This window comes from Streptomyces sp. NPDC017676 (assembly GCF_044329325.1).
Taxonomy (GTDB): domain Bacteria; phylum Actinomycetota; class Actinomycetes; order Streptomycetales; family Streptomycetaceae; genus Streptomyces.
Map to the genome: position 1 here is coordinate 304,810 of NZ_JBIRJA010000010.1, position 18,434 is coordinate 323,243.

Here is an 18,434-nt window from a genome sequence, read left to right on the forward strand (position 1 = left end):
ACGCGACAGGGATAGGATGAACCGGGCATGACGGGCATAAGACACCAAGCTGAGGGTGACGGGATCAGAACGTTCCCCTTCCCGGCCGACCTGGCCGTCGGTGGCGTCGGCATGCAGATCGGCCCGATGGGCACCGACCACCGCTGGCACGTCGACGCCCCCCTGCACCGCGTCCACCGTATCGACTTCCACGTCGTCATGCTCTTCATCGACGGCCCGGTACGGCACATGATCGACTTCGCCGAGTACGAGGCCACGGCCGGCGACCTGCTGTGGATCCGCCCAGGACAGGTGCACCGGTTCTCCCGTGAATCCGTGTACCGCGGAACCGTCCTGACCATGCAGCCCGGCTTCCTGCCCCGCGCCACCGTCGAGGCCGCCGGCCTGTACCGCTACGACCTGCCGCCGCTGCTGCACCCCGACCCCGCGCAGCTCGCCGCGCTCCACGCGGCCTTCGACCAGCTCCGCCGCGAGTACGAGGACACCGAGACGCTCCCGCTCAGCCTGCACACGGCCGTCCTGAGGCACAGTCTGACCGCGTGCCTGCTGCGCCTCGCGCATCTCGCCGCCAGTTCGGCCGAGACCTCCCGGCAGCACGCCGACAGCACCTTCACCCGCTTCCGGGACGCCGTCGAGCGGGGCTTCCCCACCAACCACAGCGTCAGCGCCTACGCGGACGCGCTCGGTTACTCCCGCCGCACCCTGGTCCGCGCCGTCCGCGCGGCCACCGGCGAGACACCCAAGGGCTTCATCGACAAGCGCGTCGTGCTGGAGGCCAAGCGCCTCCTCGCCCACACGGACCTGCCGATCGGCCGCGTCGGGGTGGCCGTGGGCTTCCCCGACGCGGCGAACTTCTCCAAGTTCTTCCACCTGCACACCGGCCAGACACCGGTGGCCTTCCGGGCCGAGCTGCGCTGAGTGCTCGGGCCGCTGCCGGACCGCGGCACCGCGCCGGCCCGCCCGGACCCGCTCAGGCCGGCGGCTCGCCCGCCAGCCACGGCATCCGGCGCACGAGGGTGTCCCGCATCCGGGTCAGCGACTCGATCCGCTCCTGGAGCTCGGCCACCCGGCGTGCGCCCACCGCGTAGTTGCCCGCGCAGGACTCCGCGTACGCGAACACCTCCGGCAGGTCGCTGTCGAGGTGGCGGACGAAGGACTTCACGTTCTCCACGGTGAACCCGGAGGCCAGCAGGTCGCGCACATTGCGGACCCGGGTCACCGCTTCCGGCCGGTACACCCGGTACCCGGCCGGGGACCGCTCCGACTCCAGCAGGCCCTGCTCCTCGTAGTAGCGCAGGGCCCGGGTGGTCGCGCCCGTCGCCGAGGCGAGTTCACCGATCAGCATCACGGTCGCTCGCAACGCCCAGCCGGACCACGGTCTTCCCGGTGTACCGGCCGCGCACCAGGTCGGTCAGCGCGGCCGGGGCGCCCCGCAGACCGTCGACGACCGTCTCGTCGTAGACGATCGAGCCGTCCCGCAGCCAGCCGCGGAACCGCTCCCCGAACTCGGCCGCCCGGTCCAGGTGTTCGCGGACCGTGAAGCCGCGCAGGGTCAGCCGTTTCGCGATGACGGTCACGAGATCGCCGAACCCCGGATCGGGACGGCCGGTGGACTGCCGGTGCAGCGCTCCGCACAGGGCGATCCGGCCGTGCTCGTTCATCACCTCGATCGCGGCCCGCAGCTGCTCGCCGCCGACGTTGTCGAAGTAGACGTCGACGCCGTCGGGCGCGGCCTCGCGGAGCCGGTCCAGGACGGGCCCGTCGTGGTGGTCGAAAGCCGCGTCGAAGCCGAGCCGCCCGGTCAGGTGCGCCACCTTCGCCGCCGAGCCGGCGCTGCCGATCACCCGCCGCGCTCCCATCAGCCGGGCGATCTGCCCGGCCAGACCGCCGATCGCACCGGCCGCGCTGGACACGAACACCGTGTCGCCCGGCCGGAGCCCGGCCACCTGCACGAGGCCCGCGTAGGCGACGAGCCCGAAGCCCAGGTGCAGGGACGGGGTCGGGTAGGCGTCCCGGTCGACCCGCCGGAACGCCCCGGCGCCGGCCACCGCGTACTCCCGCCAGCCCAGCCGGTGCACCACCAGGTCGCCCGGGGAGAGGGAGGGGTGCGCGGAGACCAGGACCTCGCCCACCGCGTCCCCGTGCATCGGCGCACCGATCTCGTAGCGGGGGAGCGGCAGCAGGGCGTCCTCCGCCATCAGCAGCAGCATGCCGGGGTCCAGGGAGAGGAACAGATTGCGGACGAGGACCTCGCCCGGCGCCGGATCCGGCACGGCCACCTCGGCGATCTCCATGTCACCGGGTGCGGGCAGTCCCTGCGGCCGGGCGGCGAGGCGGACCTCAAGGCCCGTGCGGGTGAAGGTCGGTGTGGTCGTCATGCCGGTGACGCTAGGGGTTGACGTATGCGTGAAGGTCAACCCCGAGCGCCGCGGGCTTCCTCCGGTCAGTGACCGAAGTCGAACCAGTTCACGTTCACGAAGTCGGCCGGCTGGCCGCTGGTGAAGGTGAGGTAGACGTCGTGCGTACCGGTCACCGCGCCGATGTTGGCCGGGACCGTCCGCCAGGACTGCCAGCCGCCCGTGTTGGCCACGGCGAAACTGCCGACGGGCGCGTTGCCACGGCTGTCGAGGCGCACCTCGACCAGACCGCTGACCCCGCCGGCCGCACCGCTCGCGACCCGGGCGTAGAACTGCTTCGCCGCCGTGGAACCGAAGTCGACGCCCTTGTACAGCGCCCAGTCGCCGTTCGCGAGGGACCCGATGTCCTGGCCGCCGCCGGTGTCCGTGGTGGTCTCCGTGACGACACCGGACTGGCTGTCGTAGGACTCGGCCTGGACGGGGCTGTAGGCGTCCCGGTTGCCGGTCGGCGGGGGAGTGGTGCCGCCGCCCGAGGACCGCAGGACCTGTACGTAGTCGACGACCATCGGGTGGCCCGGCTCGGTCCCGCTGTCCGGGCCGCCGCCGAACGCGGCCGGGAAGCCGCCGCCCATCGCGACGTCGAGGATGAGGAAGTAGCCGTGGTTCGTGGCGTTCGCCCACGTCGTCGCGTCCACCTGGTTCGCCCTGACCGTGTGGAAGTTGACGCCGTCGAGGTAGAAGCGGATCTCCTCGGGACTGGTCGAGCGGTCCCACTCCATCGCGTAGGTGTGGAAGCCGGCCTGACAGGTGGTGCCGGCGCAGGAGGTGGAGCTGCCGATGCCGGAGGTCTCGTTGCAGGGGCCGCCCGGGTTGGTGCCGCAGTGCATCGTGGCCCAGTCGGTGTTCAGGCCCTGGACGTTCTCCATGATGTCCAGCTCGCCGATGCCCGGCCAGTTCCAGTAGTTGCCGCGGAACGGCGCGCCGAGCATCCAGAACGCCGGCCAGTACCCCTTCGCGGCGGCGCCGGTGACGTTCGGCATCTGGATGCGCGCCTGGACGCGCAGTTTCCCGCCGGCCGGGGGCTGGAAGTCGGTGCGGGTGGTCTCGATCCGGCCGGAGGTCCAGTTGCCGGAGGCGTCACGGCGCGGGGTGATGAGCAGGTTGCCGTTCCCGTCGAGCGCGACGTTGCTGGTGCTCGACGTCATCGTCTCCACCTCGCCGGTGCCCCAGTTGGCGGCGCCGCCGGGGTAGGACGTCCCGGTGTCGTACTGCCAGTCGGCCGTGTTGACGCCGGAGCCGGCCGCGCCGTTGAAGTCGTCCGCGAAGATCTGCGTCCAGCCCGAGGGCGGCGCGGGCGCGGAGGCGTCGGCGGGCGCGGTGGCGGCCGTGGCGAGGGCCGCGGCCAGGCCGAGCGTGGCGACGGCGGCGGTGAACGCGCGCCGCAGCGGGCGGGGTCTGGGGATGCCGGAGGATGCGCTCATGGGGAGCCTCTCGGGTACGGGTGTGTGCGGGGGTTCCGTGAGAGCGCTCTCAAACGTGCCCCGGTGTCCGTGCTTGAGAGCGCTCTCACGGTGCCGCCAATGTGCTCCCCGCCCCCGGGACCGTCAAGAGTTGAAGCAAGGAAAGTCCTTGCAGCGTAGGGCAGTTCACGGGGTGAAGCCGCCCGTACCGGCGCAGACCGCGCTGCCCGCCGCCCAGTCCGCCCAGCACAGCTTCGGCAGCGGTCCGCAGGGCCCCTTCCCGGGCCGGGGGGGTATGCGGTGCGCCCCCGGCGTGTCGCACACGACAACGGAGGGCCGCTCCGCCGAGCGGCCCTCCGCGTCACCTCACCGGAGCGTCAGCCGGTGAAGCCGGCCGTGATCGAGGTGAACTGCCAGTTGCTCTGGCTGATCCCGGAGCAGTTCTCGGCGACACCGCCGCCCGGGCAGGGCCGGTCGCGGTTGACCGACCAGAAGGCCAGCCGCGCGATGTGGTGCGAGTTGGCCCAGTCCCGGATCTGCGTCCAGATCGCGGGAGTCGTCGTCTCCTGCTGGTCGGACAGGCCGTTCATGCCGGAGATGCCGATGTGCGCGTAGGCGGTGGCGTCGTCCCAGCCGAAGGTGGACTTCAGCTTGTTCTTCAGCCCCTCCGCCGCGTTCACCGTGTTGCCGTACATGTCCGAGCCGCCGCCGAAGTCGAACGGCATGATGGTGAACACGTCGATGTTCGCGCCCAGCGCCTGCGCCTGCTCGATGAGCCGGTTGCCGTAGTACGTCGGCCCGGTGGTGGACGTGCCGAAGGTGACGATGGTCTTCAGGCCGGGGTTGTTGGCCTTGACCGTCTTCAGCGCGGTGAGGATCTTCGCCTGCACGGCCTCGTTCTCGAACTCGTCGGAGTTCTCGATGTCGAAGTCGATGGCCTTCAGGCCGTACGCGTCGACCACCTTCTGGATCGCCCCGGCGAGCGCGCTCGCGGAGGAACAGTTGGCACCGAGCTTGCTGCCCGACCAGCCGCCGAACGACGGGACGATGTCACCACCGGCGGACCGGATCTGGTTGATCGCCGACTGGTCCACGCCGCCGGTCAGCGGCCGGCTGCCGTCCCAGGCCGGGGTGCAGCCGCCGGAGTCCAGCACGAACGCCATCGTGAACCACTTGGCCCCGGTCGCGTTCATCACCGTGGTCGGGCTCGGCGGGTCGCCCCAGCCCTGGTACAGATACGGCGCCGCCTGCTTGAAGCCGGTGCCGCCGCCGGTGCCCGCGTCGGTCGTCACGGTGACGGAGTTGGAGGCCGGCGAGGTGTTCCCCGCCGCGTCCCGCGCCTTCACGGTGAAGGTGTAACTCGTGCTCGGCGACAGCCCGCTGACCGTGGCCGACGTACCGGAGACGCTCAGGAGCTGGTTGGCCCCGCTGTAGATGTCGTACGCCGTCACGCCCGTGTTGTCCGTGGCCGCGTTCCACTTCAGCGACACGCTCGACGACGTCTTGCCGGTGGAGGTGAGCCCGCTCGGCGCGGTCGGCGCCTGGGTGTCACCGCCACCTCCGCCGCCCGGGCCGTCCAGACCGATGTCGTCGGCGTAGTAGGTGCCCTGGCCGTACCAGCCGTGCACATAGATGGTGGCGCTGGTCTGCGAGGCGCCGGTGGTGAAGGAGACGCTGAGCTGGCTGTACGCCGACGGGGACGAGGTCCAGGTGGACGCGCCGCCGTTGACGCCCAGGTACACGTAACTGCCGCGCACCCAGCCGCTGAGGCTGTACGTCGTGTTCGGCTGCACGGCGACCGTCTGGCTGCACTGGGCGTTGTCGCTCGACGTCACCGCTCCCTGGAGCGCCTTGGCGCCGCCGTGCACGGGGGAGGAGACGACCGAACCGAGGTTGCCGGTGCAGGTCCAGGGGGAGAGGCCGCCGGACTCGAAGCCGGGGTTGGTGAGGATGTTGGCCGCGTGGGCCGTACCGGGGAGGGCGATGGCCCCGCCGACCGCGAGGGCGGCGGAGCCGAGCAGGGCGAGAAGCCGGCGTCTGGGACGCCCGAGTGTGTCGCGCACGCGATCTCCCTGTCAGGGGTGGGGTGTTCGGGAGTGCAGGGGAGTGCGGAAGCGTTGCGTCAACGAATTTGGTATGGACCAATCCGCCCTGTCAAGGAGAAGAACGGAATTGGTCCATACCGGTGGGCCCCGGCGCCCGGGAAAGGTCACGGAGAAGCGCGCGACGAGCCACGGCGCACCCGCGGCCGCCCGGCGACCTAGAGCGGCAGCACCTCGCCGGCCGAAGCCGCCCGCACGGGCGCCGGCACCGCGGGCAGCAGGACCTCGGACTCCACGCGTTGCCGCGGAAGCGCCGCGGGCGCCAGCGGACGCGGCCCCGACACCACCGTGTAGTCCTGCCCCAGGAACGGCGGCTCGATCACCCCCGGGTCCTCGCCCAGTGCCACCTGCACGGCGGCCCACGGCGCGTTCACCCCACAGAGCGACAGCTGGTGCAGGCCACCCGCGGGCCTCGTGTTGACGTCCAACAGCACCGGCCGGTCGCCGAGCATCCGGAACTGGATGTTGGACAGGTGGTGCAGTCCGAAGCCCTCCGCGATCAGCCGGGCCGGCGCCAGCCACCGCTCGTCCAGGGTGAAGCCCCGGCGGCGGCCGTTCTTGGTGCGGCCCACCGCGAGCCGGACCCGGTTGTCCGGCCCGGTCAGGCAGTCGACGGACACCTCGGGCTGCTCCAGGCGCGGCATCACCAGCCAGTCCACGGGCTCCTCGGCCCGCCGCAGCGCCTCCACGACCAGGTCGAGCTGTACGTACGGGCCCGGGAAGCCGGTCAGGTGCGTGAGCGAGAAGGGGGCCCGGGTGATCATCCGGAAGCCGACCCCGCCCGCGCCTGCGGCCGGCTTGAAGCACGCCCGGTGCCCGGCCGCCTCCAACTCCTCGACGGCGGCGACGAGTTCGTCCGCCGTGCGGACCCGGTGCCACGGCGGTACCGGGACACCCACCGAGCGGACCGCCTCGTACGCGATCCCCTTGTCCTCGAACACGGCGACCGCCTCGGGTGTCGGTGCCAGCAGCGCCGTACCGGCCGCCGCGAACTCGGCCCGGTGCGCCACGATCGCGGCCTGGTGCAGCCGGGGCACGAACACGTCGATGCCGCGCCGGGCGCACTGGTCGAGGGCGTACTCCACGTACGCGGCCGGGGACAGGCCCTCCGGCTCCAGCTCGGCGGTGTCGGCGGCGGCCAGCACCGGGGAGTCCGGGTCGCCGTGCGTGGCGTGGATCTCGACCGCGCGGTCGCTGGGATTTCTCCGCAGCTGATCCATGAAGAACACGTTCTCCGCGTACGTGCGGTTGAGCCAGACGCGTACGCGAGAGAGCATGCAGGCCGCCTTTCGGGTGTGCGGGCAGGGCGGAGCGGCCCGTGCCCGGGCAGGAGGGAGGAAGGGTCACCAAACAGCCCCGGGAAAAGGGGGGTTGAGGGCGCTGGTGTTGGGGCGATCATACGGCTTTCCAAGGGTCCGCCGTGCAACGCGGGTGTTACGGATTCGCGGGCCGTCCGGTCACGGAGGAGCGGGCCGTCCGGTCACGGAGGCGCGGGCCGTCCGGTCACGGAGGCGCGGGCCGTCCGATCACGGATTCCTGGGCCGTCCGGTCACGGAGGCGCGGGCCGTCCCGTCCCGGACGCGCGCGAGGCGACCGAGCCCGGATCGCGACAGGCGGCGGACCGGGCCCGGATCGCGACACGCGGCGGGGGGAACCTCTTGTCCGGTGCCCCGGGCATGTGTTCTCGTTGTGTCATCAGATGATCGGAAGGGGTGTGCGGGGTGGAGTCGACGGCCGGGGCCGGACAGCTGCTGGCCATCAGCGACCTCCACATCGGCTATCCGGACAACCGCGCCCTGATCGACGGCATGCGCCCCGAGAGCGACGACGACTGGCTGATCGTGGCCGGCGATGTCGCGGAGACCGTCGCCGACATCCGCTGGGCCCTCGGCACCCTCGCGAGCCGCTTCCGCAAGGTGCTGTGGGCACCCGGGAACCACGAGCTGTGGACCCATCCGAGCGACCCGGTCACGCTGCGTGGCGTCGCCCGTTACGAGCACCTGGTCGAGGTGTGCCGCGAGCTGGGCGTCGTCACCCCCGAGGACCCCTACCCCGTCTGGCACGGCGCGGGCGGTCCGGTCGTCGTGGCCCCCCTGTTCCTGCTCTACGACTACTCGTACCTGCCGGCCGGCTCCGCCACCAAGGCGGAGGGCCTGGCCTACGCGGAGAGCACGGGCATCGTCTGCAACGACGAGTTCCTGCTCCACCCCGACCCCTACCCGACCCGTGAGGCGTGGTGCCGGGCCCGGGTCGCCGAGACCGAGCGCAGGCTGGCCGAGCTGCCCGCGGACCTGCCGACCGTGCTGGCCGGGCACTGGCCGCTGGACCGGCACCCCACCGAGGTCCTGTGGCATCCCGAGTTCGCCATGTGGTGCGGCACCACGCTGACCGCCGACTGGCACCGCCGGTTCCGGGTCGCCACCATGGTCTACGGCCATCTGCACATCCCCCGCACCACCTGGCACGACGGAGTCCGGTTCATGGAGGTCTCCGTGGGATACCCACGCGAGTGGCGCAAGCGCCCGGATCCGCCGGGAAGGCTGCGCCGCGTCCTGCCGATGGAGGTCGAAGCAGGTGATCGAGGAGCTGCTCCCGGAGTCGGTCGTGGCCGTGGAGGCGCGCGCTGACGACCCGCTGTGGGACTCCCCGCTCCACCCGGCGGAGGAGGCGCTCGTCGCGCGCGCGGTGGCCAAGCGGCGCCGTGAGTTCGCGGCCGCCCGGGGCTGCGCCCGGCGCGCCATGGAGAAGCTCGGCGTGCCTGGGCAGCCCGTGCTCACCGGCGAGCGGGGCGCCCCGCGCTGGCCGGACGGGCTGCTCGGCAGCATGACCCACTGCGACGGCTACTGCGCCGCCGCGCTGGTCCGCGCCACCGACCTCGTCTCCCTGGGGATCGACGCCGAACCGCACGGACCGCTGCCGGACGGGGTGGGCCCCTCCGTCTTCCTGCCCGCCGAGGCCGAGCGGCTCGGCCGGCTGGCCGCGCGGTGGCCCGCCGTGCACTGGGACCGGCTGCTGTTCAGCGCCAAGGAGTCCGTCTACAAGGCGTGGTTCCCGCTCACCCGCACCTGGCTGGACTTCTCCGAGGCCGACATCACCGTGCGGCCGGACGCCGAGGGCGAAACCTCCGGCGCCCTGCACGCCGAGCTCCTCGTCCCCGGCCCCCTGGTCGGCGGGCACCGGCTCCAGACCTTCGAGGGCCGGTGGACCGTACGGCACGGCGTGGTGGCCACGTCGGTGGTCATACCGCACCCCGCCCCACACCTCTGACAGCGGCCCAGGCCGCCGCCACCGCCGCCGTCACCGCGTCGTACGGGTGACGGCGGCGGCGCTGAGCCGTCACGACGCTCAGCTTGGCCGGCACCAGTCGTGCAGGAGCCGGAAGAACTCCGCCTCGTTGCCCGCGAGCCCCGCCCGGGCCAGTGCCTGTTCGGCCTCCGCGAGCACGACGGGCGGGACGACGGCGGGCCGGTCCTCGTCCGGTGGCCCGTCGAAGGCGGCGCGCACCGTATGCAGCAGGCGCAGGTAGGCCTGTACGGCGGTACGCTCGCGGTCGGTCAGTACGGCGGTGGGCATCGGTCGGCTCTCCCCGAGTAGGCGTCACGGTCACGCGCCCTGCGGCGCCGTGCACCGCGTCGTACGGCGCACACTCCCAGCTTGCCGCCCACCACTGACAACGCCGCCCGGCTCCGCGCCGGTTAGCCCGCTCAGCCGAGGCGGAACCGCCCCGATCGTCCCGCACGACGTGCTGCCCGACCCGGCGAAACGTTTCTCAACTTCCGTGCGTCACAACCCGGTCCGGTCCGGTCCGGTCCGGTCGGGTCCGGTGCGGTGTCGGCTTCTCGCGTGCACGGCGTCGAGCGCACCCCGGGCGCCGCGGAGCCGCCCGGCCGGCGAGACCCGTCCGGTTCAGCCCTGTGGACCCGGGTATCCCAGCGACGCCTCGATGCGGCCGGCCACGCCGTCCCGCTGCACGGGCCCGCGCAGCGCCGAACCGGCCAACCACGTACGGCACTTGCTGGCCAGCAGCAGTCCGAACGTCTCGGCGTCCCGCTCATCGGCGGCGTCGAAGCGGCTGCGGGCCGCGACGCGTTGCACCGCCGCCTGGAGCGCTTCCTGGTCGGTGTGGTCGCCCAGCAGCCGGGTCGCGGCGCCGACGCCGACGCCGTCCATGTGGAGCCCGCAGTGGTCGGCCTGCATGTGCCACAGCTCGTGGCCCAGGATCACCAACTGGTGCTCGGGCGCGGTGCGTTCCTCCACCACGACGACGTCCCGGTCGGTCAGGTCCAGCCACAGTCCGCTGGCCGTGCCGGGCGGGAAGACGGCCGTACGGAAGTGCACCGGACGCCCACGCCGGTGGCTCATCGCCTCGCACAGCGCGCGGTACAGCTCACCCGGAGGCGCGGGCACGGGCAGCGTGAGCCCGCCCACCAGTTCGTTGCACAGCCGGCGCATGTCCCTGCCGATGCCCACAGTTCTCCCCCGGCTCACGACTCGGGCCGCTTGACGCTCTCCAGGAGCATGTCGAGCCACTCAGCGACCTTGTCCCGGTGCTGGTCGGTGGGCAACTGCGCGGCGCGCCAGGCGATTCCGCGCACGCCGTGGTCCTGCAGCAGCCGCTCCAGCGGATCCTCCGGGTCCTCGGCGGCGGCCCGCTCCCGGTCCGCGAGCTTCTGCAGCAGCTCCTGCTCGGTGCGTTGCAGCGCGCCCGCCAGCGCCTCGGGGTCCTCCGCGGTGAGGAAGCCGGCGTGCACCCGGAAGAAGCGCTGGAGGGCGTCGCAGTGCTCCATGGTGGGCCGCCGGTCGCCGTTGATCAGGGCACCGGCCTGCTGCCGTGACATGCCCGCGCCGTCGGCGATCTCCTGCTGGGTGTAACGGCGGCCGCCCGGCTTCAGCCGGGTGCGGCGCAGCAGGTCCAGGCGCTGGAGGAAGCGGGCCTGGACGTCCGGCTCGCCCGCGGGCCGACCGCTGAGCAGAGCCTTGACCACCGGCTCCGGCACCCCGCAGGCGATGGAGAGCCGCCCCACGTCGAAGACCTCGGCGTGCGGGACGCCGAGGCGGTCGGCGAGCGCGGTGACGCGGGCGACGACGGCCGGCAGCTGGGCGGTCGCCGAGGCGCCCGGATCCTCGTAGCCATCCGTCACCGACAGAACTCCTACGTCTCTAGAGGGCTTCAGATGCGTCCGTGCTTCTCACGAGCGATCGCCGTGAACTTCCCGGAGAGTAGCGGGTGCCTCGAACTCGCATCCAGGTGTCGCCACAACTGTGGCGAATTTCAGCCGTCGACCGGCACGAAATGCCACGATAGTTGACATGGCTCTTGCCTGGGCACCAGGATCGCATCGCCGCGAGAAAGGCCGCAGAGGCAAGAGGGGTGACCTCCCGATGGCACATCAGGCAGGAGGGCAGCGGCCGGCACCGCGGCCCGTCCCCGACACCTGCGAGATCCAGGCGTACCTCCAGGACTACGGAGCGCTGCTGGAGTCACAGTCCTGCCCGTCCCTGGTCGTCGACCACCACTGGAACGTGGTCATGGCGAACAGCGCGTTCGAGACACTTTTCCACGGTGTGCGCCCCCACCCCACGGCCATGCCGGGGGAGAACTTCCTCCGGTTCGTGCTCTTCCACCCGGACGCCGGCGAGGTCCTCGGCGAGCACGAGCCCGGTTGGTGCCTGCCGATGCTGGCCCAGCTCCGCACCGCCCTGGAGACCCACACGCACGACCACGAACTCCAGGCGGTGCGCCGGGAGATCGCCCAGGACCCGATCATGGAGGCCGCCTACCGGCAGGGCCTGCCGCACTGGATACGGGCCGTCGGTGAGGCCGCGACCCGCCTCGACGGCGCGGTACGCCTCCTGCACCACCCGGACCCGCGGCGCGGGCGCACCGAGTGCCGCATCGTCGAGGAGATCCCGCCGGTGCTGCGGGAGCTGGGCTACCGGCGTCTGACGATGGTCCTGCGCGACCCCCGCCGGCCCGCCGTACCGGTCCGCCGTCCGCGCCGCCCGCGGGACGCCGCCTCGCACCTGACGGTCGTGCCGTCCACGGAGGACTGACCCGGCACCGCCGGCGTTCCGGGCCACCGACGGCGCCGGGCGCCGGACCGGAACACCGGCCGCACACGGGCCGAGCGGCGCCGCTGCCTTCCCGGCGGGCACCCCGGGGGACTCCCGGCGCGCGCCATCGACTCCTGGCATACGCCCCCGACTCTCGGCACATGCCCCGGACTCCTTGCGCACGCCGGCGGCTTCTTGCGCACGCCAGGGGCTTCTTGCGCACGCCCCGGACTCGTGGGGCACGCCCCGGACTCGTGGGGCACCACCGACTCGTTGCGCATGGCTCCGACTCTCGCCCGGACCCCCGACTCCCCATGCGGACCCACCTCCTGGCGCGCGCCCCAGACGCCTTGCGCACGCCCCCCCGATTCCTCCCGGGCCCCCGAGTCCTCCCGCGCCCCGACTCCACGCGCCCCCTTGACGCAAACCGCTTGCATGATTTGCGCTACGCTTGCGCTCATGACGCGACGACTTGCGGAAGTGGCGAAGAAGGTCGGGGTCAGTGAGGCCACGGTCAGCCGGGTCCTCAACGGCAAGCCCGGAGTCTCCGAAGTCACCCGGCAGGCGGTGCTGACGGCTCTGGACGTCCTCGGCTACGAGCGTCCCACCCAGCTGCGCGGTGAGCGCGCCCGGCTCGTCGGTCTCGTCCTGCCCGAGTTGCAGAACCCCATCTTCCCGGCGTTCGCCGAGGTCATCGGCGGTGCCCTGGCCCAGCTCGGGCTGACCCCGGTGCTGTGCACCCAGACCAAGGGCGGGGTGTCGGAAGCGGACTACGTGGAGCTGCTGCTCCAGCAGCAGGTCTCCGGAGTCGTCTTCGCCGGCGGCCTGTACGCCCAGGCCGACGCGCCGCACGACCACTACCGGCTGCTCGCCGAGCGCAACATCCCGGTCGTGCTGGTCAACGCGGCCATCGAACACCTCGGCTTCCCGGGCGTGTCCTGCGACGACGCCGTCGCCGTCGAGCAGGCCTGGCGGCACCTGGCCTCCCTCGGGCACGAGCGCATCGGCCTGGTGCTCGGCCCCGGCGACCACGTGCCGTCGGCGCGCAAGCTGGCCGCCGCCCGCGCGATCGCCGGCGAGCTGCCGGACGAGTTCGTCGCGCGGGCCATCTTCTCCATCGAGGGCGGTCACGCCGCCGCAGCACGCCTGATCGACCGGGGCGTCACCGGCATCATCTGCGCCTCGGACCCGCTGGCACTCGGCGCCGTCCGGGCGGCGCGCCGCAAGGGGTACAGCGTCCCGGGCCGGATCTCGGTCGTCGGCTACGACGACTCGGCGTTCATGAACTGCACCGAGCCCCCGCTGACCACCGTCCGCCAGCCCATCGAAGCCATGGGGCGCGCGGCCGTGGAGCTGCTGAACGCGCAGATCGGGGGCACCGCCGTACCCGCCGAGGAGCTGCTGTTCGAGCCGGAGCTGGTGGTGCGCGGCTCCACCGCGCAAGCCCCGCGCGACTGAGATCAGATAGCTCCGTCACGCTGTCAAACAATTGCAGATTCTGCGCGACATCTTGCGGTCCGATGTCGGCGGTGCTTGAGTGTGCGACGCCCACCGCTCCTGCCATGAGTGCCATGAGGGGTCCACCGATGAGACACACCGGGTTCCGCCGTGCCGTCCTCGCGATCGGCGTCTGTTCGTCCCTCGCCCTCGCCGCCACCGCCTGCGGGTCCGGTGACGACGATTCGGCGAGCGGCAAGACCCGTATCACCGTCAACTGCGAGCCGCCCAGGAGCGCCAAGCTCGACCGCTCCTTCTTCGAGGCGGACGTCGCGTCCTTCGAGGAAGCCAACCCGGACATCGACGTCGTCGCGCACGACGCCTTCCCCTGCCAGGACCCGAAGACCTTCGACGCCAAGCTCGCCGGCGGCCAGATGGAGGACGTGTTCTACACGTACTTCACGGACGCGCGGCACGTCGTCGACGTCCGCCAGGCCGCCGACCTCACCCCGTACCTCAAGGAACTCAAGAACTACGACAGCATCCAGAAGCAGCTGCGGGACATCTACACCGTCGACGGGAAGGTCTACGGCATCCCGCGCACCGGATACTCGATGGGGCTGATCTACAACCGCGCGCTCTTCGAGAAGGCCGGACTGGATCCCGACAAGCCCCCGGCGACCTGGGACGAGGTCCGCGCCGCCGCCAAGAGGATCGCCGCCCTCGGCGACGGCACCGTCGGCTACGCCGACTACAGCGCGCAGAACCAGGGCGGCTGGCACTTCACCGCCGAGCTGTACTCCCAGGGCGGCGACGTCGTCAGCGCCGACGGCAAGAAGGCCACCATCGACACCCCCGAGGGCCGCGCCGTCCTGAAGAACCTGCACGACATGCGGTGGACCGACGACTCGATGGGCAGCAAGCAGCTCCTCATCATCAACGACGCGCAGCAGATGATGGGTTCGGGCAAGCTCGGCATGTACCTCGCCGCCCCCGACAACATCCCGATCCTCGTCAAGGAGAAGGGCGGCAACTACAAGGACCTCGCCCTGGCCCCCATGCCGGGCGGCAAGGGCACCCTCATCGGCGGCGACGGCTACATGTTCAACAAGAAGGCCACGCCCGCCCAGATCCGGGCCGGCCTGAAGTGGCTCGACCACATGTTCCTCACCCCGGGCAAGGGCTTCCTCGGCGACTACGCGCGCGCCAAGAAGCACGACGCCCCCGTCGGCCTGCCCGAGCCGCGCCTGTTCACCGGTGCCGCCGACGCCACCGACCAGCGGGTGAAGAAGGCCAACGCCAACGTCCCGGTGGAGAACTACCAGGCGTTCCTCGACGGCAACCACAAGCTCCAGCTGAAGATCGAACCGCCGCACGCCCAGCAGATCTACTCCGTCCTCGACGGCACCGTCTCCGCCGTCCTCACCAAGAAGGACGCCGACGTCGACCAGCTCCTCAAGGAGGCGTCCGGCAAGATCGACAGCATTCTGGCCCGGAGCTGACCACCATGACGAAGACGGCCGAGCGACGGCCCTCGGCGCACGCCGCCGTCCCCCCGGTCCCGGCGCCGCCCCCGGCAGGGGACCGGAGGCGGCGCCGCCTCACCGACCAGGTCCACGCCTACGGCTTCCTCCTCGGCGGCCTGCTCTGCTTCGCCCTGTTCTCCTGGTACCCGGCGATCCGCGCGGTCGTCATCGCCTTCCAGAAGTACACCCCGGGCTCACCGCCCGAGTGGGTCGGCACCGCCAACTTCACCCGGGTCCTGCACGACCCCGAGTTCACGGCCGCCTGGCGCAACACCCTCACCTTCACCCTGCTGGCCCTCCTGATCGGCTTCGCGATCCCCTTCGTCCTGGCCCTGGTGCTCAACGAACTGCGGCACGCCAAAGCCTTCTTCCGGGTCGTGGTCTACCTGCCGGTGATGATCCCGCCGGTGGTCAGCGCCCTGCTGTGGAAGTGGTTCTACGACCCCGGAGCCGGCCTCGCCAACGAGACGCTGCGCTTCCTGCACCTGCCCACCTCGAACTGGTCCAATGGCACCGACACCGCCCTGATCTCCCTGGTCATCGTCGCCACGTGGGCCAACATGGGCGGCACCGTCCTCATCTACCTGGCCGCCCTCCAGTCCATCCCCGGCGAGCTCTACGAGGCGGCCGAACTCGACGGCGCGAACCTCCTCCAGCGCGTCCGACACGTCACGGTCCCGCAGACCCGGTTCGTGATCCTGATGCTGATGCTCCTCCAGATCATCGCCACCATGCAGGTGTTCACCGAACCGTTCGTCATCACCGGCGGCGGCCCCGAGAACGCCACCGTCACCGTCCTCTACCTCATCTACAAGTACGCCTTCCTCTACAACGACTTCGGCGGCGCCTGCGCCCTCAGCGTGATGCTCCTGCTGCTGCTCGGCACCTTCTCCGCGGTCTACCTGCGGCTCACCCGCTCCGAGGCGGACGCATGACCACCGGCACCCGCACCCTGATCTCCCCGGTCACCCTCGCCCGCCCGCGCGGGAGGATCCTCTACTGGACGGTGTTCACGGCCGCCGTCGTCCTCTTCGCGCTCGCCTTCCTCTTCCCCGTGTACTGGATGGCGACCGGCGCCCTGAAGTCCCCGGACGAGGTGGCCCGCACCCCGCCGACGCTCCTTCCCGAGCACTGGCACCTGAGCGGCTACACCGACGCCTGGGACCTCATGGAGCTCCCCCGGCACCTGGGGAACACGCTCGTCCAGGCGGCCGGCGCCTGGGCCTTCCAGCTGGTGTTCTGCACGGCCGCCGCCTACTCCCTGTCCAAGCTGAGGCCCGCCTTCGGCAAAGTGGTCCTCGGCGGCATCCTCGCCACGCTCATGGTCCCGGCGCAGGCGCTGGTCGTCCCGAAGTACCTGACCGTCGCCGACCTGCCGCTGATCCACACCAGCCTGCTCAACGACCCTCTCGCCATCTGGCTGCCGGCCGTCGCCAACGCCTTCAACCTCTACCTGCTCAAACGATTCTTCGATCAGCTGCCGCGCGATGTCCTGGAGGCCGCCGAGATCGACGGCGCCGGCAGGCTCCGCGTCCTGTGGTCCGTCGTCCTGCCCATGTCCAGGCCGGTGCTCGGCGTGGTGTCGATCTTCGCGCTGGTCGCCGTCTGGCAGGACTTCCTGTGGCCGCTGATGGTCTTCTCCGACACCGGCAAGCAGCCGATCAGCGTCGCCCTGGTCCAGCTGTCGCAGAACATCCAGCTCACCGTGCTCATCGCCGCGATGGTGATCGCCAGCATCCCGATGGTGGCGCTGTTCCTCGTCTTCCAGCGGCACATCATCGCCGGGATCAGCGCGGGCAGCACCAAGGGCTGACGCCGCCGCCCCGTCTACAGAAAGGCAAGCCCAGTGGGACAGCCCAGCCATGCCCGGAAAGACCCTGACTGGTGGCGCTCGGCCGTCATCTACCAGGTGTACGTCCGCAGCTTCGCGGACGGCGACGGCGACGGCACCGGCGACCTCGCGGGCGTCCGCGCCCGGCTGCCGTACCTCGCCGAACTCGGCGTGGACGCCCTGTGGTTCACACCGTGGTACGTGTCCCCGCTGAAGGACGGCGGCTACGACGTCGCCGACTACCGGGCCATCGACCCCGCCTTCGGCACCCTCGCCGAGGCCGAGAAACTCATCGCCGAGGCCCGTGAGCTGGGCATCCGCACCATCGTCGACATCGTGCCCAACCACGTCTCCGACCAGCACCCCTGGTTCCGGGCCGCGGCCGCCGCCGGGCCGGGCAGCCCCGAGCGCGAGCTGTTCCACTTCCGGCCCGGACGCGGCGCGCACGGTGAACTCCCGCCGAACGACTGGCCGTCCCAGTTCGTCGGCTCCACCGACCCGGTGTGGACCCGCCTGCCCGACGGCGACTGGTACCTGCACCTGTTCACCCCCGAACAGCCCGACCTCAACTGGGCGCATCCGGCGGTCCACCAGGAGCACGAGGACATCCTGCGCTTCTGGTTCGAGCGGGGCGTCGCCGGCGTCCGCATCGACTCGGCGGCCCTCCTCGCCAAGGACCCGGACCTTCCCGACCTCGCCGCCCACCCGGAGCCGCACCCGTTCGTCGACCGCGACGAACTCCACCACATCTACCGTTCCTGGCGCCGGGTGGCCGACGAGTACGGCGGGGTGTTCGTCGGCGAGGTCTGGCTCCCCGACGCCGAACGCTTCGCCCGGTACCTGCGCCCCGACGAACTCCACACCGCCTTCAACTTCTCGTTCCTGTCCTGCCCCTGGGACGCCGGCCGGCTGCGCGCCTCCATCGACACCACCCTCGCCGAGCACGCCCCCGTCGGCGCCCCGGCCACCTGGGTGCTGTGCAACCACGACGTCACCCGCACGGTCACCCGGTACGGCCGCGAGGACACCGCCTTCGACTTCGCCACCAGGGCCTCCGGCATCCCCACCGACCTGGCGCTCGGCACCCGGCGGGCGCGGGCCGCCGCCCTGCTGTCGCTCGCGCTGCCCGGATCGGTGTACCTCTACCAGGGCGAGGAGCTGGGCCTGCCGGAGGCCGAGATCCCGGCCGACCGCATCCAGGACCCGATGTACTTCCGCTCGCGGGGCGCCGACCCCGGCCGTGACGGCTGCCGGGTGCCGCTGCCCTGGGCCGCCGGTCTGCCGTACGCGGGCTTCGGTTCCCGCGAGGAGCCCTGGCTGCCGCAGCCGGCCGACTGGCCCTCGTACGCGGTCGACCGGCAGCAGCGAGACCCCCACTCCCTGCTCACCCTCTACCGCCAGGCCATCGCGCTGCGCCCCGAGTTCGGCGACGGCCCCCTGACCTGGCTGCCCGCCCCCGACGGCGTGCTCGCCTTCTCCCGCGCGGACGCGGCGCTGTGCGTGGTCAACCTCGCGGCCACGCCCGCCGACCTGCCCGCGCACTCCCGGCTCCTGCTCAGCAGCGGCCCGCTGGACGACGCGGGCCGGCTGCCGCAGGACACGGCGGCCTGGCTGCGCGCCTGAGCCGCGCGGCGGCCCGGTGGCGCGCCCGAGCCGGGCCGTACGGC

General features: G+C 71.9%; 17 protein-coding genes. 9 read left to right on the plus strand and 8 right to left on the minus strand.

The features are described 5' to 3' along the window. Positions 1 to 27: 27 nt before the first annotated feature. A complete protein-coding gene (locus ACH4LD_RS23680; protein WP_103817291.1) occupies positions 28 to 918 on the plus strand; it encodes an AraC family transcriptional regulator in 891 nt (296 codons plus the stop codon). 52 nt (positions 919 to 970) lie between these two features. Here ACH4LD_RS23680 and ACH4LD_RS23685 read toward each other — a convergent pair whose 3' ends face one another. The 5 genes from ACH4LD_RS23685 to ACH4LD_RS23705 form a co-directional block, all read right to left on the minus strand. Beyond that, a complete protein-coding gene (locus ACH4LD_RS23685) occupies positions 971 to 1,345 on the minus strand; it encodes a MerR family transcriptional regulator (protein ID WP_398054118.1) in 375 nt (124 codons plus the stop codon). After that, positions 1,332 to 2,378 (minus strand): NADP-dependent oxidoreductase, encoded by a 1,047-nt coding sequence (locus ACH4LD_RS23690; RefSeq protein ID WP_398053737.1) that lies wholly within the window; start codon positions 2,376 to 2,378, stop codon positions 1,332 to 1,334. Before ACH4LD_RS23690 ends, ACH4LD_RS23685 begins: the two co-directional genes overlap by 14 nt. A gap of 65 nt (positions 2,379 to 2,443) precedes the next feature. Next, complete coding sequence (locus ACH4LD_RS23695; RefSeq protein WP_398053738.1) at positions 2,444 to 3,838, minus strand: glycoside hydrolase family 16 protein; 1,395 nt, start codon at positions 3,836 to 3,838, stop codon at positions 2,444 to 2,446. A gap of 356 nt (positions 3,839 to 4,194) precedes the next feature. Then, positions 4,195 to 5,880, minus strand: a complete 1,686-nt coding sequence (locus ACH4LD_RS23700) for a carbohydrate binding domain-containing protein (RefSeq protein ID WP_132782642.1) — start codon at positions 5,878 to 5,880, stop codon at positions 4,195 to 4,197. A 197-nt stretch (positions 5,881 to 6,077) separates the two neighbouring features. Further along, positions 6,078 to 7,196 carry an ATP-grasp domain-containing protein gene (locus ACH4LD_RS23705; protein WP_398053739.1) on the minus strand — a complete coding sequence of 373 codons (1,119 nt, stop codon included), beginning with the start codon at positions 7,194 to 7,196 and terminating at the stop codon, positions 6,078 to 6,080. A 444-nt stretch (positions 7,197 to 7,640) separates the two neighbouring features. Here ACH4LD_RS23705 and ACH4LD_RS23710 point away from each other — a divergent pair, with 444 nt between their 5' ends. Further along, a complete protein-coding gene (locus tag ACH4LD_RS23710; protein WP_132782640.1) occupies positions 7,641 to 8,546 on the plus strand; it encodes a metallophosphoesterase in 906 nt (301 codons plus the stop codon). Then, a complete protein-coding gene (locus ACH4LD_RS23715; protein ID WP_398053740.1) occupies positions 8,494 to 9,186 on the plus strand; it encodes a 4'-phosphopantetheinyl transferase in 693 nt (230 codons plus the stop codon). Before ACH4LD_RS23710 ends, ACH4LD_RS23715 begins: the two co-directional genes overlap by 53 nt. A 78-nt stretch (positions 9,187 to 9,264) precedes the next feature. Here ACH4LD_RS23715 and ACH4LD_RS23720 read toward each other — a convergent pair whose 3' ends face one another. The 3 genes from ACH4LD_RS23720 to ACH4LD_RS23730 form a co-directional block, all read right to left on the minus strand. Then, complete coding sequence (locus ACH4LD_RS23720; RefSeq protein WP_132782639.1) at positions 9,265 to 9,492, minus strand: hypothetical protein; 228 nt, start codon at positions 9,490 to 9,492, stop codon at positions 9,265 to 9,267. A gap of 333 nt (positions 9,493 to 9,825) precedes the next feature. After that, entirely contained in the window at positions 9,826 to 10,389 is a 564-nt protein-coding gene (locus ACH4LD_RS23725) for a toxin-antitoxin system, toxin component (RefSeq protein WP_132782638.1), read from the minus strand. A 14-nt stretch (positions 10,390 to 10,403) separates the two neighbouring features. Then, on the minus strand, positions 10,404 to 11,060 hold the full coding sequence (locus ACH4LD_RS23730) for a helix-turn-helix transcriptional regulator (RefSeq protein WP_030643317.1): 657 nt from the start codon (positions 11,058 to 11,060) through the stop codon (positions 10,404 to 10,406). Positions 11,061 to 11,301: 241 nt separating this feature from the next. Here ACH4LD_RS23730 and ACH4LD_RS23735 point away from each other — a divergent pair, with 241 nt between their 5' ends. From ACH4LD_RS23735 to ACH4LD_RS23760, 6 genes are all read left to right on the plus strand, one after another. Beyond that, positions 11,302 to 11,973 carry a hypothetical protein gene (locus tag ACH4LD_RS23735; protein ID WP_398053741.1) on the plus strand — a complete coding sequence of 224 codons (672 nt, stop codon included), beginning with the start codon at positions 11,302 to 11,304 and terminating at the stop codon, positions 11,971 to 11,973. A gap of 459 nt (positions 11,974 to 12,432) precedes the next feature. Further along, complete coding sequence (locus ACH4LD_RS23740; RefSeq protein ID WP_398053742.1) at positions 12,433 to 13,431, plus strand: LacI family DNA-binding transcriptional regulator; 999 nt, start codon at positions 12,433 to 12,435, stop codon at positions 13,429 to 13,431. A gap of 128 nt (positions 13,432 to 13,559) precedes the next feature. Beyond that, positions 13,560 to 14,912, plus strand: coding sequence for an ABC transporter substrate-binding protein (locus tag ACH4LD_RS23745; protein WP_398053743.1), 1,353 nt, complete (start codon positions 13,560 to 13,562; stop codon positions 14,910 to 14,912). 5 nt (positions 14,913 to 14,917) lie between these two features. Continuing rightward, positions 14,918 to 15,871, plus strand: coding sequence for a carbohydrate ABC transporter permease (locus ACH4LD_RS23750; protein ID WP_398053744.1), 954 nt, complete (start codon positions 14,918 to 14,920; stop codon positions 15,869 to 15,871). Then, positions 15,868 to 16,749: a carbohydrate ABC transporter permease gene (locus ACH4LD_RS23755; RefSeq protein ID WP_398053745.1), complete on the plus strand. Its 882-nt coding sequence runs from the start codon at positions 15,868 to 15,870 to the stop codon at positions 16,747 to 16,749. The genes ACH4LD_RS23750 and ACH4LD_RS23755 overlap by 4 nt, the downstream gene beginning before the upstream one ends. Before the next feature lie 33 nt (positions 16,750 to 16,782). Further along, positions 16,783 to 18,390 (plus strand): glycoside hydrolase family 13 protein, encoded by a 1,608-nt coding sequence (locus ACH4LD_RS23760; RefSeq protein WP_398053746.1) that lies wholly within the window; start codon positions 16,783 to 16,785, stop codon positions 18,388 to 18,390. The last annotated feature ends 44 nt before the right edge of the window (positions 18,391 to 18,434 follow it).